Origin of the sequence: Shouchella xiaoxiensis (genome assembly GCF_016907895.1) — a bacterium.
In the GTDB taxonomy this organism is placed as follows: Bacteria; Bacillota; Bacilli; order Bacillales; family Bacillaceae_D; genus Shouchella; species Shouchella xiaoxiensis.
In genome coordinates this window covers 73,802-96,490 of the sequence record NZ_JAFBCV010000004.1, presented here as the reverse complement: position 1 = coordinate 96,490, position 22,689 = coordinate 73,802, and the positions used below count along the sequence as shown (strand labels likewise).

Annotated in this window: 22 protein-coding genes, 1 riboswitch and 1 other annotated feature; of the genes, 10 read left to right on the top strand and 12 right to left on the bottom strand. The window is 41.3% G+C overall.

Annotated features, from left to right (window positions below):
- Positions 1 to 13 precede the first annotated feature (13 nt).
- From ftsW to JOC54_RS07995, 4 genes are all read right to left on the bottom strand, one after another.
- Positions 14 to 1,156 (bottom strand): putative lipid II flippase FtsW, encoded by a 1,143-nt coding sequence (gene ftsW, locus JOC54_RS08010; RefSeq protein ID WP_204465594.1) that lies wholly within the window; start codon positions 1,154 to 1,156, stop codon positions 14 to 16.
- A gap of 173 nt (positions 1,157 to 1,329) precedes the next feature.
- A complete protein-coding gene (locus tag JOC54_RS08005; RefSeq protein WP_204465592.1) occupies positions 1,330 to 2,940 on the bottom strand; it encodes a putative polysaccharide biosynthesis protein in 1,611 nt (536 codons plus the stop codon).
- A 161-nt stretch (positions 2,941 to 3,101) separates the two neighbouring features.
- Positions 3,102 to 3,968, bottom strand: coding sequence for an SMP-30/gluconolactonase/LRE family protein (locus JOC54_RS08000; RefSeq protein WP_051992092.1), 867 nt, complete (start codon positions 3,966 to 3,968; stop codon positions 3,102 to 3,104).
- The gene (locus JOC54_RS07995) at positions 3,965 to 4,366 is read right to left on the bottom strand and encodes a secondary thiamine-phosphate synthase enzyme YjbQ (protein WP_204465590.1); all 402 of its coding nucleotides are present in this window, start codon (positions 4,364 to 4,366) and stop codon (positions 3,965 to 3,967) included. The genes JOC54_RS08000 and JOC54_RS07995 overlap by 4 nt, the downstream gene beginning before the upstream one ends.
- Positions 4,367 to 4,426: 60 nt before the next feature.
- Between JOC54_RS07995 and JOC54_RS22880 the strand changes: the two genes are divergently transcribed.
- A complete protein-coding gene (locus tag JOC54_RS22880) occupies positions 4,427 to 4,684 on the top strand; it encodes a response regulator transcription factor (RefSeq protein ID WP_204465588.1) in 258 nt (85 codons plus the stop codon).
- On the opposite strand, the gene JOC54_RS07985 is transcribed toward JOC54_RS22880, so the two are convergent.
- On the bottom strand, positions 4,681 to 5,862 hold the full coding sequence (locus JOC54_RS07985; protein WP_204465855.1) for a M20 metallopeptidase family protein: 1,182 nt from the start codon (positions 5,860 to 5,862) through the stop codon (positions 4,681 to 4,683). The genes JOC54_RS22880 and JOC54_RS07985 overlap by 4 nt on opposite strands.
- A gap of 134 nt (positions 5,863 to 5,996) precedes the next feature.
- On the opposite strand from JOC54_RS07985, the gene JOC54_RS07980 reads away from it, so the two are divergent.
- The gene (locus JOC54_RS07980) at positions 5,997 to 7,256 is read left to right on the top strand and encodes a BaiN/RdsA family NAD(P)/FAD-dependent oxidoreductase (RefSeq protein WP_204465585.1); all 1,260 of its coding nucleotides are present in this window, start codon (positions 5,997 to 5,999) and stop codon (positions 7,254 to 7,256) included.
- A gap of 34 nt (positions 7,257 to 7,290) precedes the next feature.
- Here JOC54_RS07980 and leuS read toward each other — a convergent pair whose 3' ends face one another.
- Positions 7,291 to 9,705: a leucine--tRNA ligase gene (gene leuS / locus JOC54_RS07975; RefSeq protein ID WP_204465583.1), complete on the bottom strand. Its 2,415-nt coding sequence runs from the start codon at positions 9,703 to 9,705 to the stop codon at positions 7,291 to 7,293.
- A gap of 53 nt (positions 9,706 to 9,758) precedes the next feature.
- Positions 9,759 to 9,975: a binding site (T-box leader), on the bottom strand.
- Positions 9,976 to 10,048: 73 nt separating this feature from the next.
- Complete coding sequence (locus JOC54_RS07970; protein WP_204465581.1) at positions 10,049 to 11,248, bottom strand: MDR family MFS transporter; 1,200 nt, start codon at positions 11,246 to 11,248, stop codon at positions 10,049 to 10,051.
- Between the two features lie 154 nt (positions 11,249 to 11,402).
- Between JOC54_RS07970 and mnmL the strand changes: the two genes are divergently transcribed.
- Genes mnmL through JOC54_RS07955 form a run of 3 tightly spaced genes read left to right on the top strand, consistent with a single transcriptional unit; the run spans position 11,403 to position 13,506 of the window.
- Positions 11,403 to 12,356, top strand: a complete 954-nt coding sequence (gene mnmL / locus JOC54_RS07965) for a tRNA modification radical SAM protein MnmL/YtqA (protein ID WP_204465853.1) — start codon at positions 11,403 to 11,405, stop codon at positions 12,354 to 12,356.
- Positions 12,353 to 12,922, top strand: coding sequence for a tRNA 5-(aminomethyl)-2-thiouridylate-methyltransferase MnmM (gene mnmM, locus JOC54_RS07960; RefSeq protein ID WP_204465579.1), 570 nt, complete (start codon positions 12,353 to 12,355; stop codon positions 12,920 to 12,922). The genes mnmL and mnmM overlap by 4 nt, the downstream gene beginning before the upstream one ends.
- A 17-nt stretch (positions 12,923 to 12,939) precedes the next feature.
- Positions 12,940 to 13,506 (top strand): beta-class carbonic anhydrase, encoded by a 567-nt coding sequence (locus JOC54_RS07955; RefSeq protein WP_035421980.1) that lies wholly within the window; start codon positions 12,940 to 12,942, stop codon positions 13,504 to 13,506.
- On the opposite strand, the gene brfA is transcribed toward JOC54_RS07955, so the two are convergent.
- Together brfA and JOC54_RS07950 are read right to left on the bottom strand one after the other, a co-directional pair.
- Positions 13,437 to 13,655 carry a ribosome rescue factor BrfA gene (gene brfA, locus JOC54_RS23540; protein WP_496197761.1) on the bottom strand — a complete coding sequence of 73 codons (219 nt, stop codon included), beginning with the start codon at positions 13,653 to 13,655 and terminating at the stop codon, positions 13,437 to 13,439. The two genes, JOC54_RS07955 and brfA, sit on opposite strands and share 70 nt — an antisense overlap.
- 98 nt (positions 13,656 to 13,753) lie before the next feature.
- A complete protein-coding gene (locus JOC54_RS07950) occupies positions 13,754 to 14,536 on the bottom strand; it encodes an alpha/beta hydrolase (protein WP_204465577.1) in 783 nt (260 codons plus the stop codon).
- A gap of 89 nt (positions 14,537 to 14,625) precedes the next feature.
- Between JOC54_RS07950 and JOC54_RS07945 the strand changes: the two genes are divergently transcribed.
- Complete coding sequence (locus JOC54_RS07945) at positions 14,626 to 15,144, top strand: gamma carbonic anhydrase (protein ID WP_204465575.1); 519 nt, start codon at positions 14,626 to 14,628, stop codon at positions 15,142 to 15,144.
- A gap of 71 nt (positions 15,145 to 15,215) precedes the next feature.
- Here JOC54_RS07945 and metK read toward each other — a convergent pair whose 3' ends face one another.
- Entirely contained in the window at positions 15,216 to 16,421 is a 1,206-nt protein-coding gene (metK, locus tag JOC54_RS07940) for a methionine adenosyltransferase (RefSeq protein WP_204465572.1), read from the bottom strand.
- Positions 16,422 to 16,633: 212 nt separating this feature from the next.
- Positions 16,634 to 16,744, bottom strand: a riboswitch (SAM riboswitch).
- 360 nt (positions 16,745 to 17,104) lie between these two features.
- On the opposite strand from metK, the gene pckA reads away from it, so the two are divergent.
- Positions 17,105 to 18,682: a phosphoenolpyruvate carboxykinase (ATP) gene (gene pckA / locus JOC54_RS07935; protein ID WP_204465570.1), complete on the top strand. Its 1,578-nt coding sequence runs from the start codon at positions 17,105 to 17,107 to the stop codon at positions 18,680 to 18,682.
- 18 nt (positions 18,683 to 18,700) lie between these two features.
- Here the strand turns inward: pckA and JOC54_RS07930 are convergent, their stop codons facing one another.
- Entirely contained in the window at positions 18,701 to 19,480 is a 780-nt protein-coding gene (locus JOC54_RS07930; RefSeq protein WP_204465567.1) for an alpha/beta hydrolase family protein, read from the bottom strand.
- Positions 19,481 to 19,602: 122 nt separating this feature from the next.
- Between JOC54_RS07930 and JOC54_RS07925 the strand changes: the two genes are divergently transcribed.
- The 3 genes from JOC54_RS07925 to JOC54_RS07915 are packed head-to-tail and all read left to right on the top strand — an operon-like array spanning position 19,603 to position 22,138.
- The gene (locus JOC54_RS07925) at positions 19,603 to 20,598 is read left to right on the top strand and encodes an ABC transporter substrate-binding protein (RefSeq protein WP_204465564.1); all 996 of its coding nucleotides are present in this window, start codon (positions 19,603 to 19,605) and stop codon (positions 20,596 to 20,598) included.
- A 3-nt stretch (positions 20,599 to 20,601) separates the two neighbouring features.
- Positions 20,602 to 21,354, top strand: coding sequence for an ABC transporter ATP-binding protein (locus tag JOC54_RS07920; protein ID WP_204465562.1), 753 nt, complete (start codon positions 20,602 to 20,604; stop codon positions 21,352 to 21,354).
- Positions 21,341 to 22,138, top strand: a complete 798-nt coding sequence (locus tag JOC54_RS07915) for an ABC transporter permease (protein WP_035440224.1) — start codon at positions 21,341 to 21,343, stop codon at positions 22,136 to 22,138. Before JOC54_RS07920 ends, JOC54_RS07915 begins: the two co-directional genes overlap by 14 nt.
- Positions 22,139 to 22,165: 27 nt before the next feature.
- Here the strand turns inward: JOC54_RS07915 and ytkD are convergent, their stop codons facing one another.
- Positions 22,166 to 22,645 (bottom strand): RNA deprotection pyrophosphohydrolase, encoded by a 480-nt coding sequence (gene ytkD / locus JOC54_RS07910; protein ID WP_204465560.1) that lies wholly within the window; start codon positions 22,643 to 22,645, stop codon positions 22,166 to 22,168.
- Positions 22,646 to 22,689 lie beyond the last annotated feature (44 nt).

Sequence of the window (22,689 nt, the reverse complement as noted above, 5' to 3'; positions counted from 1 at the left end):
CTAAAGCCCCCATCTAAGCAGAGAGCGATTCATTTTCGGCTTGCTTCCGTTTTTGTCGCTCATTATTTTGATGAATATTAGCCAAGATTGCAATACTCGTCAATGTTATAAGTAAGGATGTTCCCCCATATGAGATAAGAGGCAATGTTACCCCTGTTATTGGCAACATACCTGATACAGCTCCAATGTTAAAAATAATTTGGATTGTAAGAGAGAACACAATACCAAATGCAAGTAAACTTCCGAATGGTGTTTTACACTTGGCACCGATCGACACGCCACGGAAGAGAATAATACCATAACAGATAAAAACTAATCCTACACCAAGAAACCCTAATTCTTCAGAAATAACGGTTAGAATAAAATCAGTGTGACCTTCTGGCAAAGACCTCATCTTTTGTAGACTTTGTCCTAAACCAAGACCGCTTAAGCCCCCATTAGATATCGCTAAATAACCATTAATTAACTGAAACCCATCGCCCATCGGATCGGCAAACGGATCCATATAGGAAGTCAAACGTTCCAAACGGTACGATTCAAATATTGCAAGGAAGGAAAATACAAATGCTCCTACTCCAGCCAAACCAATTAAATGACGCCATCTAGCTCCAGAAATAAACACCATTAAAAGTGCCGTTATCATAATCGATGTTCCAGTCCCTAAATCCGGTTGGCGCATAATAAGCGCAAACATCATTCCAACAATAATTAACGGTGGCAATACACCATTAACAAAGTTATCAATGTAAGCTTGCTTACGAGAGTAGACATGAGCCAAGTATACAATCAGTCCCAGTTTTACAAATTCAGAAGGTTGTAATCCAACAGGACCAACTCGAATCCAACGATCAGCTCCAACATCTTCTCGTCCAGTTCCAATGATAAGAACAAGAAAAAGAAGAATAAACGATACAAGAACAATCAGTGGAGTCAGTTTTTGAAAATGTTTATATTGAAAATGCATCAAAATAAAAAAGATTACGGCTGAAATGCCAACCCACATAGCTTGTCTCATCACGTAGTAATGAGGATTAGAAAATAACATATAGCCTTCAACAAAACTTGCACTGTACACCATTAACAGGCCGAATAAAACAAGCACAATTGTCGTTCCAATTAAAAGCCAATCATTGTCTTTCCGAAAGGAATAATTCATTCGTCCTCCTAAGAGCTTTCGTCACTCTTACTTAAATTCTGTAGCGGTAAACTGGCTTTATTATACCAAAGCTTTCCCTTCTGAAAAAGAGGCTTTTATGAGAAACAAATGTCGAAAATCATCTAGTTTATGGGGAAATCATGAAAAAAGAAACGCTCTTACAAGCGTTTCTTTCAAATTTTAAATCGATCTCCTAACACTTTACCAGCTAAATGCGATCGAATGGCTAGATAAAAGTACACAATAACGCCAACTGCTACATTTATCAATAATGGAATAAACATTCCTACTCTTGATAATTCCGGTAGCCAAATGTCAAATCCCGCCGAAACAATCCAAACTGCAATTGCCATTAAGAGCGTGAACATACCAATCAAGATCGTTCTCCGATAAACAACTGTATAATTAAATTGTGCATATTTACCAATAGCATATACATTCATCGCAATTCCGGCGGCAAAACCAATATAGGTTGTCCAGATTGCGCCAAAAGGGCCAAACCAAACGATAAATAAATACGTTAAGCTCAATTTTAGGATTAACGCTACAATTAATGAAATCACAGCATTTTTTTGTCTGTTCATCCCTTGCAAAATGGAACCTGTGACGGCATAGATTGCAAAGAAGAGCGTGATTGGTGCGTAATAGCGCAACGTTTCCACGCCTAATTGAAAGCTTTCTTCTGCACCAAACAAGAAATAATAAATCGGTTCTGCCAAGATCGACATCCCAATTGAAGCCGGTACAGTAATAAAAATAATAACTTGATACGTTTGCGTAATATAGTTTTGTAATTTTAACGTGTCGCCTGCTGTGTACGCCCTCGTTATCGTTGGAACAAGCGTTATGGATAATGCCGTGGCAAGCGCCATTGGAATAAGAACAATTTTGTGAGCCATCCCAGTTAAAACAGCTACAAACGGCTTGGCCATTTCCTCTAAATTCGCTGCCGCCATTGCTCCTTCAATTGTATATACATCGATATTTTGAAACAGAGGGATCGATAAACCAACAAATGATAACGGTAATGCGTAGGAAACTAATTCTTTATACATTTTTGGCAATGATTGTTTTGACCGATTCTCTTGCTTTGATCGCTCAACACGCTCGAGAATTGATTTACGTTGTTTTAAATAATACCAGATGAGTACGGCTAGGCCACCAAAGCCACCAACAAACGCTCCAAAAGTAGCGAATCCTACAGCGAGTGGCATATTGCCACTTCCTCCCCGCATAATGAGAAAAGCCGCGACTAAAATAAAAACAATACGAACGACTTGTTCAACTACTTGTGAAATCGACGTCGGAACCATTTGGCGAAAACCTTGGAGGTAGCCGCGCATTAAGGCCATTACGGGAATAATGAGCAGTGCAACGCCAACCATCCGTATGACAAAAACGACGTTCTCATATGTATATTGATCGTTAGGGCTCGGTTCATAGCTTAAATTGGCCAATAACGGAGCACTAAAAAACATAAATAGATACGCAAGTACACCGGTTAAAAGCATTAATGGAATGCCTGATTTAAACAACCGATGGGCCGTTTCATAATCACCTAACGCATGATATTTTGAGACAAACTTTGACAAGGCAACCGGTACACCCATTGTAGCCAAGGTCAACATAATCATATAGGGCATATAGCCATTTTGATATAATGCAATTCCTTGTTCACCAACAAGTGGCAAGAAGGGAATAATATAGATAAAACCTAATGTTTTTGATGTAAGTGTCGCAAGCGTTAATGCTTTTGTTCCTTGCATTAATTTCGTATCGGCCATGACTTCCCCCGTTCAGCACATCACAAAAAAATAATCTCTTTTCGCATTTTAGCACAGTTTCTGTCGCTTTTCCTCATCCTTCTCTTTTTGAAGGAAAAAATTCACTTTTACGACAAAAAAGTCGCCTCATTTCAATGAGACGACTAGTATTGAAAAGTTTTCTATGTTTGTAGTGATCGATACGATTGTGATTTTACACCAGCAACATCTGTTCTACAACTAAACAAGGCCCCACTGTTTAACTCGTTTTCTTTTGAGGCCGTTGTAATAAACAAGGTCCGATAATCGCCTCCACCAAATGTACAAGAAGTTACGTTCGTTGCGTCAACCACAATTCGTTCTAGAACCTCTCCTGTATCAGGATTTAGCTTAATAACAGATGCACCGCCCCATAATGCCACCCAGAGGTTTCCTTGCACATCAATTGTCATACCATCAGGAGAACCGCCATATTGTTTGTAGTCAATTGGAATTGTTCCTTTTTTCTCTAAAGACTCCTGATTGTCTTTGTACTCATACACTGTCGTTGTATTGGAAATGGTTTCGGTATGATAAAACAATCCCCGTGCAGTATCCCAAGCCATTCCATTAGAAATGGCTAACCCTGTCAACAGCTCCGTTGTATTCTCTTCTTGATCAAGTAGGTACAGTGAACCAATTTTTGATTTTCCATCAAAAGCCATTGTGCCCGCCCACAACCGTCCATCTGGATCACATTTCGCATCGTTGAAACGAACGGTTTGCCCGCCATCTGGATGAAGATAGTACGGTGTCAAACGATCACGGTAGTAAGAATACAAGCCGTCCTTCATCGCAAGCAATAAACCACCACTTTCCTTTTTTACAACAGCTGTGACATGTTGCGCGAACGGAAGTGACGTATTTTCTTCGGTATCTGGGTTAAAAATATGCAGTTTATATCCTTCTATATCAACCCAGTACAGTTGCTGCTCAAGCTCGTCCCAGAATGGGCCCTCTCCTAAAGTCGCTTTTCCGGGCCAAACAATTTTTGCATTTGCTGTCTTCATTGATGTACCCCCTTAACAACATAATTACGATTTTTTCGCGGACCATCAAATTCACAGAAATAGATCCCTTGCCACGTTCCTAATACTAGCTCGCCGTTGCTAACAATCACCAGTTGAGATGATCCTACAGTGGACGTTTTTAAATGAGCGGCTGTATTCCCTTCCATATGTAGATCGCTTTCATGATGCCACGGATACACTTCATCTAATCGTCTTAAAAAATCTGTCATAACATCTGGATCTGCATTTTCGTTCACTGTAATACCCGCCGTCGTATGGAGGGATTGGACGATGACAAAACCATTCTGAATTCCCTGACCTTTTATTTCAGCTTTCACCTTATCAGTAATATCGATCATCGCACTGTGTGCATTTGTATCGATCGTATACGTTTTCATCTTTTTATCGCCCCTTTCCTTCTGTCATACCCGTGTACAACTTGAAACTAACCTTTCATCGTGACATTTGTCATTGGAAATGATACGTCTCGCCATCCTTCGAATTCGGCGCTATCACTCACAAAAATCCTCCTTACCCCTCATGAAAAGAAGCTGTTAACACAAGCGCAATGCGGTGCAACAACGAAAGAAATTGCAAAAGAGATGCACCTTTCTCCAGAAACGAGTCGCAATCAACTATCGCACGTAATGACGAAACTTGATTGTACAAATCGATTGGAAGCTGTGCATCTCGCAATGAAAAAAGGCTCGAATTAATTTTCCACTAAGTAGTGATTTGTTAATGCAAGAAATAATGATGTGATATTCTTTAGTGCCTTCTCATCAAAATCAAATCGAGGATGGTGATGAGGGAACTGAGTATATTCCTCCTCCGTTCGCCCGCCTACATGGAAAAAGGCGCCAGGTTTCTCGGTTAAATAATAGGCAAAATCTTCTCCACCTAAAATAGGAGGAGCCATGATTACACTATTTTCACCTAATGTTTCAGTAGCTAATTGACGGACAATCTTGCTTTCTTCTTCACTATTTACAAGGGTTGGATAACCGTTTAAATAATCGATTTTAGTGGACACATGAGCGCTTTGCTCTTTTCCACTCACAATCGACCGCATTTCTTCTTCAACTTTTTGTCGAACATCAGGATCAAATGTACGAACCGTGCCTTCAAGCGTTGCCGTATCCGCTATTACGTTAAACGCGGTTCCTGCTTGAAACACGCCAACCGTCACAACTGCTGGTGCCATTGGATCAATTCTCCGACTTACAATGGTTTGCAGTTCATTCACAAGCTGACTTCCAACTACAATCGAATCGAGTGTGGTGTGTGGTTGGGCGCCATGTCCACCTTTCCCTTGGATATGAATCTTAAATTTATCGACGGCAGCCATAACTGCACCAGGCGTACAGCTCACGTTGCCTAAAGGGAGATGGCTTGATACGTGGGCACCAAAAATCGCATCGACTCCGTCTAAACAACCATCCGCTACCATTTCTCTTGCGCCACCAGGAGGCAACTCTTCTGCATGTTGAAAAATGAGCACAATCGTCCCCGCTAGTTGATCAACCTGCTCTTTCATAATCGCAGCAAATCCTAATAAAGCGGCGGTATGTCCATCGTGGCCACATGCGTGCATTATTCCAGGTATCTTGGAAGCGTAAGCCACTTCATTCTCTTCTTCAATCGGTAAGGCATCAAAATCCGCACGAAAGGCAATCGTCTTTCCTGGCTTAGCTCCTTTAATTCTTGCTACAATGCCACGGCCGCCTACACCAGTCGTGATAGCTGAAATGCCTAATTTCCTTAACTGTTTTTCGATATAGATTGGCGTCTCTACTTCTTCAAACGATAATTCTGGATGTTCATGTAAATGTCTTCGCCACATAACCATTTGTTCAAATACATGTGTAACTTTTTGATTCGCCTCCAACAACATTTCCATCACCCTTTCTCTCTTCTTCTTTCACTTTCGCTCTTTTTCAACGATTTCCTGCAATGTTTTCATGCTTTTGTTTTTCGTCAGAATGTGTACAATAGAAAGATACTGTTTAAACGATAGGTGGAAAAAAGATGTACGATGTCGTCATTATTGGTGGAGGTCCCTCCGGTTTAATGGCAGCTGTTGCTGCTGCTGAAAACGGAGCAAAGGTCCTTTTACTTGATAAAGGGAATAAATTAGGTCGAAAACTAGCCATTTCTGGCGGTGGACGTTGCAATGTCACCAACCGAATGGAACGGAAACAATTAATTGAGCACATCCCAGGAAACGGACGCTTTATGCATAGTCCTTTTTCGGTTTTTGATAATGAAAACATTATTACCTTCTTTGAAAACTTAGGGATTCAATTAAAGGAAGAAGATCGAGGACGCATGTTCCCTGTTAGTGATAAAGCTCAAACGGTTGTCGATACACTGCTCAATCGCATTCGTGCCTTAAACGTAGATATTCGCACAAACACCGAAGTAAGCGATATGCATTTTTCGGAAGAAGATCCACATTCCGTTTTGTTGAAAGATGGAACAACAATTGCCACTAAAGCGATTATCATTGCGACAGGCGGCAAGTCGGTTCCTCACACAGGGAGTAATGGAAGTGGGTATCCGTGGGCTAAAAAGGCTGGCCACACGATTACAGAGCTTTATCCAACCGAAGTTCCTATCACAATCGATCAACCATTTATAGCAAATAAAGATCTACAAGGCCTCTCGCTTCGGGAAATTGAGCTTACTGTAACAGCACCAAACGGCAAAAAAATCAAAACCCATGAAGGTGATATGATTTTTACCCATTTTGGCATATCAGGGCCCGCTGCCCTTCGCTGTAGCCAATATGTCGTCAAAGCATTAAAGAAATACAACGCGCAGTGGATACCGATGAGCATTCAGCTTTTCCCTGGTTCTTCCCATGAAGACCTGTTTCAACAACTCGTTAAATTAATAAAAGCTGAGCCAAAGAAAGCATTAAAAACGGTCTTAAAGGGCTTTGCTCCTGAACGCTTGCTCACGTTTCTTTATAAGGATCTAGACATTAACGAGCAAGAAGTATGTGCCAATACATCTCACGAAGCATTACGAAAACTAGCACAAACCTTAATTGCTTTTCCTCTAAAAGCAAATGGAACCTTATCAATTGAAAAGGCATTTGTTACAGGTGGCGGCGTAAGCGTGAAAGAAATTGAGCCAAAAACGATGCAGTCTCGGAAAACAAAAGGGCTTTATTTCTGTGGGGAAGTACTTGATATCCACGGCTATACAGGTGGATATAACATTACATGTGCCTTTTCTACTGGCTATACAGCTGGTTCTGGAGCGGCATTGAATAGCAAATAAAAAAGCAGCGTGCGATGAGCACCCTGCTTTTTCGTTATCCGACAACAATATTTACAAGCTTTCCTGGAACAGCAATTATTTTACGAATGGCTTTATCGCCAATGGCTTCTTGAACTTTTGCATCTGCTTTGGCAGCTGCTTCTAGTTCGTCTTTCGAAGCGGTTTTTGCTACAACCAATTTGGCTTTTACTTTGCCATTAATTTGAACAACGACTTCAATTTCATTTTCAACTAATAGTGACTCATCGTACGTTGGCCACTCCGCATAAGCAATTGATTCACTATGGCCAAGCTTTTGCCAAATTTCTTCAGCGATATGCGGCGCAATCGGAGAAAGCAACTTTACGAAGCCTTCTGCCAATTCTTTAGGTAAAACATCTTGTTTATTTGCTTCGTTAACGAATACCATTAGCTGCGAAATACCAGTATTAAAGCGAATTTCAGTAAAGTCCTCGGTTACCTTTTTCACCGTTTGATGATACGTTCGTGTCAGCACGTCTGTTGCCTCTGCCTCTTGAACTTTATCGTTCAATTGCCCCGTTTCTTCGTTTACAATCAGTCGCCATACACGTTCGAGGAAACGTCTAGAACCATCAAGTCCATTTGTCGACCAGGCAATTGACGCGTCAAGTGGCCCCATAAACATTTCATAAAGGCGAAGCGTGTCAGCACCGTGACTCGCAATGATGTCGTCTGGATTAACGACATTTCCTTTTGACTTACTCATCTTCTCGTTGTTGTCGCCAAGAATCATCCCTTGATTAAACAGCTTTTGGAATGGCTCTTTCGTTGGAACAACGCCAATATCATATAAGAACTTGTGCCAGAATCGTGCATAAAGCAGATGAAGAACCGCATGTTCAACGCCACCAATATAAATATCGACTGGCAACCATGCCTTCGCTTTTTCTGGATCTACAAGCACATCTTCATTCGTTGGGTCAATATAGCGCAAGTAGTACCAGCAGCTACCTGCCCACTGTGGCATCGTGTTTGTCTCACGACGGCCTTTCATACCTGTTTTAGGATCTGTTACTTCAAGCCAGTCTGTTGCGTTAGCAAGCGGTGATTCTCCTGTACCAGAAGGCTTAATCTCATCAAGTTCTGGTAACATGAGCGGTAGCTCACTTTCAGCGACGGTCGACATCGACCCATCTTCCCAATGGATCACTGGGATCGGCTCGCCCCAATAACGCTGTCTGCTAAATAACCAGTCGCGCAGGCGATACGTAATCTTTTTCGAACCAGAACCGTTTTCTTCAAGCCACGCTATCATTTTTGTGATTGCCTCTTCTTTATGAAGCCCGTTTAAGAAATCAGAATGTACATGCTCGCCATCCCCAGTGTAGGCTTCTTGAGACAAGTCTCCTCCAGCAACGACTTCTTTAATTGGAAGCTCAAACGTTTGTGCAAATTCATAGTCACGCTCATCATGTCCAGGAACCGCCATTACAGCGCCTGTACCATAGCTGATCAATACATAATCTGCCACCCAGACCGGAATTTTTTCTCCATTAACTGGATTGATCGCATAGGCACCTGTAAATGCGCCAGTCTTTTCTTTCGCAAGATCCGTTCGCTCAAGATCACTTTTTAACGAGACTTGTTTCTTGTACGTTTCAACTGTTTCCTTCTGCTCGCTTGTTGTGATTTGATCCACAAGTTTATGCTCAGGAGCAAGAACCATGTACGTTGCGCCAAACAATGTGTCTGGACGAGTCGTAAACACCCGTACGTCTTCACCGTTAATGTCGAACGTTACTTCTGCCCCTTCTGATTTGCCGATCCAGTTGCGCTGCATGTCTTTCAAACTTTCAGGCCAGTCAAGTTCTTCTAAATCCTCTAGCAAACGATCAGCGTATTCTGTGATCCGTAGGACCCACTGCTTCATCGGACGACGCTCGACTGGGTGACCTCCACGTTCTGAAACGCCATCGACAATTTCTTCATTTGCTAGTACGGTGCCAAGCGCAGGACACCAGTTCACAGCCACTTCGTCCACATAAGCAAGGCCTTTTTCATACAGTTTAATAAAGATCCACTGCGTCCACTTATAATAATCTGGATCTGTTGTGCTAATTTCACGATCCCAGTCATAAGAGAATCCTAGTTCTTGAATTTGGCGCTTAAAGGTTTCAATGTTTTCTTTTGTAAAAATCGCAGGATGATTTCCTGTATCAAGTGCGTATTGCTCCGCTGGTAAACCAAACGCGTCCCACCCCATCGGGTGTAACACGTTGTACCCTTGCATTCGTTTCATACGAGCAAGTATATCTGTTGCGGTGTAACCTTCTGGATGGCCAACATGCAAGCCCGATCCTGATGGGTATGGAAACATGTCCAGCGCATAGAAGTTTGGTTTACTCTGATCTTCTGTAGTTTTGAACGTTTTATTGTCTTGCCAAAACGTTCGCCATTTCTTTTCAATTTGTTGATGTGAAAATGACATTCATATTCCTCCTTTTTCCAATCCGATAAAACACAAAAAGCCCTCATCCCTATAAAAGGGACGAGAGCTGTTAGATCCCGCGGTACCACCCAGTTTATTAAGCACATTCGCTTAATCACTTACACATAACGGTGTGTGCCGTTAAGAACTACTTAACGTTCATTCTTAATCACTAAAAGGTGAGTTCGCTACGCTATCTGACTGACTTGCACCAACCGTCAGCTCTCTTCTTTCCAAGCGTTCACTACTACTCCTTTATGACTGTGTTATCATTATCGATTATTATCGTCATTGTATGCAAAGTTATGTCCAATGTCAAGCAGGCATATACCTATTTTCCCTATTATGAAGCGGATTGCTGCGCTTCGTCTTCTTTTTGCAGAGGTCGATCATAAATACTAACAAGAGGAATTGATAGTAGCAAGAGCCCACTTATAAGTAGAAATAACCATTCAATGGAATAAAAATCAACGATTAAACCGCCCAACAATGGTCCAATCATTCTTCCTCCTGTTGAAATGCTGTTTACGATCCCTTGATAAGCCCCTTCTCTTCCTTTAGGAGCAAGTTGATTCGCAATGGTAGGCACTGCTGGCCAGACAAACATCTCACCTATGGTTAAAATTAGCATGGCAACGAGAAACATTGTAAAGACACTCGCTTGTGTTAACACTAAGTAGGACAAGGCAAAAATAATAATGCCAGCTGTCATCTGCCCTTTGATTGTTAAGTGGAACTTTCGTATAATCAGGGCGATCAGAGGTTGCGCAAACACGATCATGAGGCCATTAATCGTCCAGAGTAAACTATAAAGAGGAAGCGCAATGCCTAAGTCTTGAATATGGACGGAAACATTGGCTTGCCACTGGGTATAGCCAATCCATGAGATGAGAAACGCTCCACAAATCAAAAAGAGTGCGTGCAAACGATACTGCTTTTTAAACGGAATTTTATGTGAAACACGTAGCGTCGTATCCGCGGTTCGACCAAGTTGTCCATCCCATTTGCGAAAGAAAAAAGCAATAAATCCTAGCATGAAGACATGGACAGCTGCATTAGCAATAAACACATCGGTTAAACGGACAAGCGTCACCACGCCAATTAATGCCGTTCCGAGGGAAACACCGACATTTTGCGCGACATAAATCGCATTAAACGGCCGTCTGCCTCCTTCTGGCCACAGGCTTCCAGCTAATGCATACATGGACGGTGCCATCATCCCCGAACCAAAACCCATACAAGCTAAAAACAAACCATAAAGCACGTACGTTTCAAAAAAGAATGCAAGTAAGATTGCTGCACTTGCAGATGTCGTTGCGCCAATTAAAATCGTTCGATAGGCGCCTAATTTATCAAATAAACGTCCACCGATTAAACTCCCAATCACGCCAGCGCCTGCATTGATCATTAACACAAACCCTGAGGCGGTTAACGTTTGTCCAAGAACTTGCGTCATAATGACAGCATTTAGCGGCCATAGAAACGAAGCACCAGTGATATTAATCGCTGTCGCAATAATAAGTATCCAAATGGATTTAGGCATAAACCCGCCTCCTTTATCATGTCAAAACCCTCATCAGTTTAGAAGAAAATCAAGAATTAAGCAACAACTTTCCGTTGACACCATCTAAGAGGAAGACTTCTAACGGAAGAGATGATACACTAAGCTTATTCTTTAAAAGGCAACGGTGATAGAAATGGTACAGGATACAAAACCAACGAACCTTAATGGGAAATTTTATTATACGTGGAATGAGCATCTGAAAGATTATTTCGGTTCAAAAGTAATGAAAATATCCCTAGACGCAGGCTTTGATTGCCCAAATCGTGATGGAAATGTTGCGTACGGAGGCTGCACATTTTGTAGCCAACGAGGGTCAGGGGACTTTGCCGGTGACCGAAAAGATGATTTAGTTACGCAATTCCACACGCAAAAAGATAAAATGGCTCGTAAATGGAAAACCGATAAATATATCGGCTATTTTCAAGCTTACTCGAATACATATGCGCCAGTTGAAACGCTTCGAAGTTATTTTGAAACGATTTTAGCGCAAGAAGGGGTTGTCGGCTTATCCATTGCGACAAGACCTGATTGTTTACCTGATGACGTGGTTGACTATTTAGCTGAATTAAACGAGCGAACGTACTTATGGGTAGAATTAGGTTTACAAACGGTACACGAAAAAACCGCACAGCTCATTAACCGTGCGCATGATTATGAATGTTATCAAGAAGGTGTCGCAAAATTACGAGCGAAAGGCATTCGCGTATGCGCTCATATTATTAACGGACTGCCTCTTGAAACAGAAGCGATGATGCTTGAAACCGCAAAAGAAGTGGCCAAGCTCGATGTGCAAGGCATTAAAATTCATTTGCTACACTTACTGAAAAAAACACCGATGGTCAAGCAATTTGAAAAAGGATACGTCGACTTTATGGACCAAGAGAGCTACACAAAACTTGTTGTCGATCAACTTGAAGTGTTACCTCCGTCTATTATGGTTCATCGTTTAACAGGAGACGGACCTGCAGATTTACTAATTGGTCCACTATGGAGCACAAATAAATGGTCGGTCTTAAATGGGATTGAAGCTGAATTTAAGCGCCGCAATAGTTGGCAAGGAAAACACGCTGGAGGGTTAGTGAAATGAAGTTGGCAGGCGTCTTACCTTATGCTAGGTCGTTGCTCCAATCGTCGGTTGAACCAGGCGACATCGTTGTTGATGCGACAGCAGGAAATGGCCATGATACACTCTTTTTAGCAAATCTAGTTGGTGAAACAGGGACGGTTATTAGCTGTGACATACAAGCCGAAGCAATTCGAGCAACCAAAAATCGAATTGAGGCTGCTGGACTAGAGAGCAGAGTTTCCTTATTTAATCAGGGGCACCAGAGTTTAAACACAATTTCTTTGTTTAACAAAGCACCAATTAAAGCAGCTATTTTTAATTTAGGCTATTTACCTAAAGGGGACAAAAGCATTACGACAAATGGCAATACGACAATAGTGGCGATTGAGCAATTGCTTGAGCGCATAGTCCCCCAAGGCTTAATCATTCTCGTCATCTATCATGGCCACCCTGAAGGAAAAGTAGAAAAAGACGAAGTCATGTCCTACCTCCAGACCATTCCACAAGAAGAGGCTCACATTGCTTCTTATGGTTTTATCAATCAGAGAAATGCCCCGCCATTTGTTGTAGCAATTGAAAAACGATAATAAAGGAGACTATCCATATGAGCAAACTTGATTCAATCCTTGCCTTTAATGAACATTTTGTTGAAGATAAGCAATACGAACGTTTTGTTGTAAGTAAATTTCCGCAAAAAAAGATTGTTATTTTAACCTGCATGGACACAAGACTAATTGAACTATTGCATTCTGCAATGGATTTAAAAAATGGTGACGCAAAAATAATTAAAAATGCCGGCGCTGTTATCTCTCACCCATTTGGGAGTATCATGAGAAGTATCCTTGTTGCGATCTATGAACTGGGAGCAGAAGAAGTTTTTATCATTGGTCATCACGGTTGTGGAATGACCGGCCTTTCATCTTCATCTGTGTTAAATAAAGCAGAGGAACGTGGTATTAATATGGATCAGATTAAATCACTTCAATACGCAGGGGTTGACATTGATTCATTTTTAACTGGGTTTGAAGATGTAAGCGACAGCGTGAAGCATAGCCTTGATATGGTTGTTAATCACCCTCTGCTTCCACCAGATGTACTCGTTCATGGACTTGTCATTGATCCTGAAACTGGAAAACTTGATATCGTACAGCGGGATTTAAGTCCCTCATAAAAAAACTCATCGCTTTCGTATAAGCGATGAGTTTTCTTCTTTTGTTTTTCGAGTGATTCTTTTTTTGTTTTTGTTCGCTTTGTCGTTAAATCCGCACAGGCGTAAATGCCTCTGTTTAATTCAGGATTACGCTTGCCTTCCCTAGCCATTTTCTGTCTTTGTTTTTTTGCTCTTGATTTGCTCATTCGCTCACCCCTTCATACCTATTCTACACGAAAAGAAAGGAAAGTGAACATTTACGAGTAAATTAAGGAAAAAGCATGTTTACAAATCCGATAGTATATGAAAATACTTCTTCTCGCTCAGGCTCATTGTAAAGCTCATGGTACAAGCCATCCCACTCTTTGTACATTTTATGGCTGATTTCTAAATGATTAAACCAAGCAAGACCTGCTCGTTTATCAACAACATAATCTTCTCCAGCCGCCAAAAGAAGAACAGGAATAGTGGGCATTTTTTCTGGATAACGACGTGTTGCAATCATAGCTTTACTCAATTCATGATACCAGCGTGCAGACACTTTTGTTACACGCAGAGGATCTCGCGCGTATTCCTCCCTTATCTGCTCACTTCTTGTCGTTAATTCCGGTTCAAGCCCTGACTTCATACTTAATGCTGGGGCAATGTGATTAAGCATTTTAGCGGCAGCTCTTTTTGGAGCTGGCACAGGCATACTAAGCTCCAAACATGGTGAGGAGAGCACAACCGCTTGAATAAATGTATTATCCCGCTCAATTAATGTCCGAACTGCAATCAGTCCACCCATACTGTGACCTAATAAAATGATTGGAAGCTGTTTTGTTCGAGCATGTTTTAACCAACGGTCTACGGTTTTTATGTATTGTTTAAATGAATCAATGTGGCCACGCTTTCCACGTGACTCTCCTTGTCCAGGCAGATCTCCAATTAAGCAGTCAAAGCCGTGAAGATTCCACTTCTCAATTAGCCATTTATAGCGGCCGCTATGTTCACCAGCACCATGAACAATAACAACAACACCGCGCGCTTCTGGTACATCAAAATAGTGCACGACATCGCCTCCTTAACTAGACTATTCTAATTTTTATACGTTACACTTAGTATAGCGTTTTTTTTATTAGAGGAAAAGGATGTGTTCTTATGATTTTACCTTATAAACACCATAAGCCAGCAATTGACCCCACTGTCTATTTGGCAACAGGCGCTATCGTAACTGGTGATGTGACAATTGAAGCTGACTCAACCATCTGGTTTCATACCGTTATTCGCGGGGACGTCTCTCCAACTAAGATCGGAAAACGGGTCAACATTCAAGATCAATCGATGCTGCATCAAAGTCCGAATAAACCGTTGCTCATTGAAGATGATGTGACAATTGGCCATCAAGTCATCTTACATAGCTCGATTATCCGCAAAAATGCACTAATTGGAATGGGATCAATGATATTAGATGGAGCTGAGATTGGCGAAGGCGCGTTTGTTGGAGCAGGGAGTTTGGTTCCTCCAGGTAAAAAAATACCTGCTGGTGTGTTAGCTTTTGGCAGACCAGCAAAAGTCATTCGAACATTAACCGAGGAAGATCGAACCGATATGGAGCGTATTAGACGCGAATATGTTGAAAAAGGTGCTCTCTATAAAGATATGGAAGATAATCAGTAGGCGAGAAACTACACGAAGACTAATCTGAGAAAAAGCGAAAAAACCACTTTTTTCAAAGTGGTTTTTTTCGCTTATTTAGCTGCTTCTTCTTTTAAAACAGCTGCTTTATCTGTAGCTTCCCATGGCAATGCCACATCTTCGCGACCAAAATGACCGTAAGCTGCCGTCTGCTTATAAATGGGACGACGTAAATCAAGCATTTTAATAATACCAGCTGGGCGTAAATCGAAGTGCTTACGTACTAATGACACAAGTACCTCTTCACTTGTTTTACCTGTACCGAACGTGTCAATTGAAATGGAAACAGGTTGCGCAACACCAATTGCATACGCTAGCTGTACTTCACATTTATCAGCTAATCCAGCAGCAACGATATTTTTCGCTACATAACGCGCTGCATAGGCACCGGAGCGATCAACTTTTGTTGCATCTTTCCCAGAGAAAGCGCCGCCACCATGACGTGCATAACCGCCATATGTGTCAACGATGATTTTTCGACCTGTTAAACCTGCATCCCCTTGAGGACCGCCAATAACGAAACGTCCAGTCGGGTTAATGAAATACTTCGTTTCTTCATCAATTAGTTCACTAGGAACAACTGCTTCAATAACGTGTTTCTTTAAATCTTGTTTAATTTGATCCAATGTCGTTTCAGGCGCATGTTGCGTAGAAATAACAATCGTATCGACACGAGCCGGTTTCCCGTTTTCATCGTATTCTACGGTAACCTGAGTCTTTCCATCAGGACGTAAATAATCAAGCGTTTCATCTTTTCTCACTGCACTTAAACGGTGCGCCAACTTATGACTTAGTGAGATCGGCAAAGGCATTAACTCGCTCGTTTCATTTGTTGCAAAACCAAACATTAATCCTTGATCCCCTGCACCAATTGCTTCAATCTCGGCGTCTGTCATTTGACCTTCACGAGCCTCTAGTGCTTGGTCAACTCCTTGAGCAATATCGGCCGATTGTTCATCAATCGATGTAATCACGGCACATGTTTCTGCATCAAAACCATATTTAGCACGTGTATAGCCAATTCCTTTTATCGTTTCTCGCACAACGCTTGGAATATCAACATACGTACTCGTAGTAATCTCTCCAGCAACAAGCACTAAACCTGTTGTTACTGACGTTTCACAAGCCACTCGCGCATTTGGGTCATTTTTTAAAATCTCATCTAAAATAGCATCTGAGATTTGATCACATATTTTATCCGGATGACCTTCCGTAACAGATTCAGATGTAAATAAATGCTTACTTCTTTTTTCAGACATTCGTAAAATCCTCCTTCTTTTTTTAAACCATTGTTGCTACATAGTTTTCCATGTATTGGATATAACGAACGAATCAGAGATAAATTGGGCATTCATTAGGCTAAAGGCATCCTATGCCATATAGCGTTTCCGCGTACCTTATCCTTTATTAAAAAGAGCAATGAGAAAAGCCCTTTTCAATGAAGAAAAGGGCTTATATCTATACCTATCGCCTCTTATCTCCCAGAACCATTAAAATGATTCTGCAGGTTAGCACCTTTCCACTTGACGTGTTGGTTGCTGGGTTTCTTCGGGCCTGTCCCTCCACCATCTCTGGATAAAAGCGTTATGTTAACTGCATATTCATCAGTGTAACCCAATTTGAAGAATCATTGTCTAAGTGATCCAAGAAAAAACAATTCTTGACCGTAACAATTTCTCTTAAAAAATTGGCGCCTCGTTCGTTTCGCGATTTAGTGTACCATATACAGCTACAGTTGAAAAGTGATTTAGGAACAATTCAAGGGATAAAACAAGAGAAGATCGAGTAAGTCGATCATTTATTAACAGATCCATTAACAATGTTTTAGTATTGGACATATCTTTTAAAATAAAGTATGCCTTTTCACTCACTTTAGTATGGACTATTAAATATAATGTGTTATACTAATCACACGAATCTTCATGAAAAAGGAGCTTATTTGATGAAAATTTTACAAGGATCTACTCAATTAGAACAATTGCTTTCTAGCCCTCGAACAGTCCATCAATTATCTGTTCCTTCATTGGTAGAACGCGCATTAATTAGTCAAGAAGGCGAATTAACTGATACAGGCGCTCTTTCTGTGCAAACTGGTTTATATACTGGACGCTCACCAAAAGATAAATTTATTGTTGATGAGCCATCAACTCAGGATAAAATCGATTGGGGTCCTGTTAATAAATCCATTTCAGTGAAAACATTTAAGCGCTTATACGATAAAGTACTAAATCATTTGCAGCAAAAAGACGTTCGTTATGCATCAACCGGATACGCTGGTGCAGATCCTTCCTACCAATTACCAATCACCTATATTAATGAATTTGCTTGGCACCATCTATTTGCACGTCAATTGTTTATTCGTGAAGGAGACGCAACTCAAACCAATCAAGCTCCTTTCACAATTGTAAGTGCACCAACATTCAAAGCTGATCCTGAGATAGATGGAACAAACTCTGAAGCATTTGTCATCGTTTCTTTTGAGGAACGCATCATCTTAATTGGAGGAACAGAATATGCTGGTGAAATGAAAAAAGCGATTTTCTCTGTGATGAATTATTTGCTTCCAGATTCAAAAGTATTACCGATGCACTGTTCTGCTAATACAAATGAAAACGGTGAAACCGCCCTATTCTTCGGTTTATCAGGTACAGGTAAAACAACGCTGTCAGCCTCCAATAATCGTTCATTAATTGGTGATGACGAGCATGGCTGGTCTCAGAATGGTATCTTTAACATCGAAGGCGGTTGTTATGCGAAATGCATTAATCTGTCTCAGGAAAACGAGCCGCAAATTTGGAATGCCATCTCCTTTGGATCGGTGCTTGAAAATGTTGTTGTTTCTGGTGGTAAGGCGAATTATGACAGTACCGATCTAACAGAAAATACGCGAGCGGCTTATCCAATTAACGCCATACCGAATGCCGTTATTCCTGGTGTTGCTGGCAGTCCAACCGCGATTATCTTTTTAACTGCAGATGCGTTTGGTGTTCTTCCTCCGATCAGCAAGCTCACGAAGGAACAAGCAATGTATCATTTCCTATCAGGTTATACGAGTAAATTAGCCGGCACCGAGCGCGGGATAACAAAACCAGAAGCTACCTTCTCAACCTGTTTCGGAGCGCCTTTTTTACCGCGCACACCTGAAACGTATGCATCAATGCTTGGTGAAAAAATAGAGAGCGACAATGTGGATGTGTTTTTAGTCAACACTGGTTGGACCGGTGGTAGCTATGGGACTGGTAGCCGTATGAAATTACGTTATACACGCGCAATGGTTGAAGCTGCATTACAAGGTGAATTAAGCAACACAGATACAGAAATAGACCCGATATTTGGTTTAGCAATGCCCGTGCGCTGTCCAGGCGTTCCAGATGAGCTGTTAAATCCTCGACATGCATGGGAAGATAAAGACGCATATGATCAAACAGCAAAACAACTGGCTACGCAATTTATTGAAAACTTTAAGCGCTTTGATCATGCTAAGGAAGCCGTTCGGTTGGCAGGACCCATTCAATTATAAAAAAGAGCAGCCCTTACATTAAGGGTTGCTCTTTTCCTTCATCCATTGAGCCGCTCTTGATAATGTCCATGCCTGTTCTGCCGGCGGGAAATGATGACTAAACTCTGGGAAGATCCATGTATGTGCTTGGTTAGACGACGGTAAGGATTCTACTAATTGATGTACATGCTCTACGGAAACATGTTTGTCCTTTTCACCATGTATAATCAGAAGCTGTGGCTTAAATGAGTCTAAATGTGCAAGTGGCGTTCGATCAGCATATCGTTCTGGATACTTCCAAGGCGTTCCTCCAATTACTCGCTTCATCATTTTTCGTAAATCAATCCTCTCTTCATATGTAAGCACCATGTCCGTTACTCCATTCCAACTTGTAACAGTCTTCGTTTGCGGGCGCTTAATTCCCGTCCAGAGAGCCATAATACCTCCTCTTGAAAAGCCGACCACATGTATACCTGCTTCAACAGACAACTTCGGGTGTTGTTCTAAAAGATCAAACGCCTGATAAGCATCTTCACGATCATCGCCGCAGAAGTCCTCTCTTCCTTCACCACCGCGGTTCCCCCGATAATAAGGTGCAAATACAATAAACCCTTCATGAGCCCACTGAACGATACGCTGGACTCTGACCATTCCAACTGATTTTATCCCGCCCCTTAAATATAGCAACCCTGGTAAAGAGTCTGAGCACGTTGGTTCTGCCATGAGACCAATGACCTTTAATCCATCACTCAAATAGGTTACTTCAAAAAGATAGATGCCAGGATGCGGGGAAGGCACTCTTACTTTCTTAATAATCATCTCACTTCTCCTTCTTTTGTATAAGCATGGGCATACACCCTTTTTCGTTTGCTTGCATAGTGTGCCAATAAAGCTATTTTCCCATTACTCGTTTGAAGAAAACACTAAAGGAGTGAGAAGAGTTGAAACATCTATTTTACACGATATGCGGTCTAGCATTCTGCTTTGTGATTTCGGGATGTGCCTCAACGGATGAGGCTGATTCTGTTCAAGTTGCTGAGGTAACTCGCTCTGTATTCTATGCCCCTTTTTATGCTGCATTAGCAGAAGGGTATTTTGAAGAAGAGAACATTGAAGTTGAACTGACAACCACTTGGGGTGGAGACAAAACGATGACCTCACTCTTATCTGGAGGCGCAGATGTCGCATTAGTTGGCTCTGAAACTTCTATTTATGTGGCCGCTCAAGAAGCTGCTGATCCTGCAATTAACTTCGCTGCCCTAACTCAAACGGATGGCACCTTTTTAGTGGCAAGAGAAGATCTCTCTAATTTCGACTGGAATGACCTCAATGATAGTACGTTCCTAGGACAACGTAAGGGAGGAATGCCTCAAATGGTTGGAGAGTATGTGCTCAAGCAAAAAAACATCGATCTAAAAAATGATTTAACCCTCCTACAGAATGTTGATTTCGGAAACATTCCAAGCGCATTTGCATCAGGAACAGGTGATTTCGTTCAGCTTTTTGAACCACAGGCATCGACATTTGAAAAAGAAGGTATTGGGAAAGTTATTGCCTCTTTCGGAGCAGAATCCGGTCTTGTTCCCTACACTTCTTTCATGGCTAAAGAAAGCATGTTGGAAAAAGACCCTGATTTATTTGTCCGCTTTTCAAAAGCCTTATACAAAGGCCAGCAATTGATTCAGAACCAAAGCGCCGAAAAAACTGCTGAAATGATTGAATCCTATTTTGAAGATACGGATCTCGATATCCTTATAAGCTCTGTTGAACGCTACAAGGAACAAGATTCTTATGCCAGTGATCCCCTTTTAACTGAAGAAGCTTGGCAAACGTTGTTAGACATCATGGAAGAAGCTGGGGAATTACCTGACCGAGTTCCTTTTGATGACTTAGTAGACGTTGACATAGCCAAAAAAGCAATGAATGAAGGTGGCTAAACCGTGTCTCGCGTTGCAATTAAAGGACTCTCATTAACGTATGTAAATGAAGCTGGAGCTTTTCCTGCATTGTCCGATGTTTCGCTCGATGTAAAAGAAGGAGAATTTGTTTCTTTTATTGGACCAAGCGGCTGTGGTAAAACAACGTTACTATCAATCATTGCCGGGTTAATCAAACCGACAGCTGGAAGTGTGTTTATTAAGGACCAGCAATCAATAGGCTACATGCTTCAACATGATTATTTGTTTCCATGGCTAACAATAGAGGATAACATTACTCTCGGACAACGCATCCTAGGTATCCATAATGAAATATCGAATAAAAAAGCACTGCGTTGGTTAGATCGATTCGGTTTAAGCGACAAACGACAAGAACGTCCTCAAGCACTATCTGGAGGCATGCGCCAACGGGTCGCTCTCGTGCGAACGTTAGCAACAGAACCCTCTCTCATGTTATTAGACGAACCTTTCTCTGCTTTAGATCAGCAGACAAAGCTTAAACTGGAGGATCTTGTTTCAAATACGTTAAAAATGGAAAAGAAAACAGCCATTTTAGTCACACATGACATTAGCGAAGCAATCGCCATGAGTGATCGAATTGTCTTATTTACTTCTCGTCCTGGTCGAGTCGCACAATTATTTACAGTACCGCAAGCAATTCGAGCATTATCTCCATTTGATAGCAGACAACATCCAGAGTTTCAAAACCAATTCCAATTAATTTGGAAGGAGTTGGAACGTTTTGAAACCAACTGATTTGTATCAATCTTATTTACAGTCAAAACGCAAAGAGAAAAGGTCGGTTCGACTAGTTCAAATTACAATTCTCATATTGTTTTTTAGCTTCTGGGAATTAGCAGCAAGAATGACTTGGATTGATCCTCTTTTATTTAGTATGCCAACACGGGTCTTATCGCTGTTGTACGAACATATTATGGCAGGAACTTTATGGTTACATGCTTCAGTTACGATGTTTGAAACGGTATTAGGCTTCCTCTTAGGAACCATTGTCGGCACATGTTTAGCAGCTTTACTGTGGTGGTCAACCACCCTTGCAAAAATAGTTGATCCCTTTTTAGTTATTCTTAATTCAATGCCTAAAGTTGCCATCGGTCCGATTTTAATTGTCGGTATTGGTCCGAATATGGGCTCCATTATTGCAATGGGCATGCTTGTATCTGTCATCATCACAACAATGGTTGTTCATACGGCTTTTAAAGAAGTTGATGAAAACTATATTAAAGTTATGCGAACCTTTTCTGCGAATAAAAAACAAATTTTCCGCCAAGTTATCTATCCTGCATCCATACCCGTTATCGTTTCAACGTTAAAAATGAATGTAGGTTTAGCCTGGGTTGGTGTTATTGTTGGTGAATTCCTTGTTTCTAAACAAGGTCTTGGCTATTTAATTATCTATGGCTTCCAAGTGTTTAATTTTAATCTCGTTTTTATGAGCCTATTTGTGATCGCTATTCTCGCGACGTTTATGTACTTGGCTGTAGAATATGCAGAAAAACGAATGACTCGGTTCCACCCATAAAAAACGCCCATTTTGAATGGGCGTTTTTTATGACATGAGCCCTTGCTCAATCGCAAATTGAATGGCGCTAGTTACAACTTCATCCTTCATAATAAAACTAAATCGGTCATCCGCTTTTAAACCAACCGGTAGCTCCTGCATATAAACTGGACCATCTGTTTCGTAATAATGGCTTCTTTCTTCGACTTCATCGAGAATAGAAAAATAAATGGTCTTCCAGAACGTTTTTCCTGAATCTGTTACTTGATATTGACCAAGATAGACGAGTTTTTTTACGATGCCGCCAGTCTCTTCCCGTACCTCTCTCATAGCAGCATCTTCCACGGTCTCGTCACGTTCAACCTTTCCACCAGGAAACTCAAATCCACGCTCTTGATGATCGGTAAGAACCCACTGGGACTTGTGTCTAGTCAGTACAAGGACGTGATCGGGTTTATTTGTAAAGGGCTGCTCATTGCCAAGCACGAGCTTAACATCATTGCCATTCACATCAAGAAAGTGTTTCATTTAAACTCACCCTTTCATTTACTTCCTTAAAGTATAGCCCAATA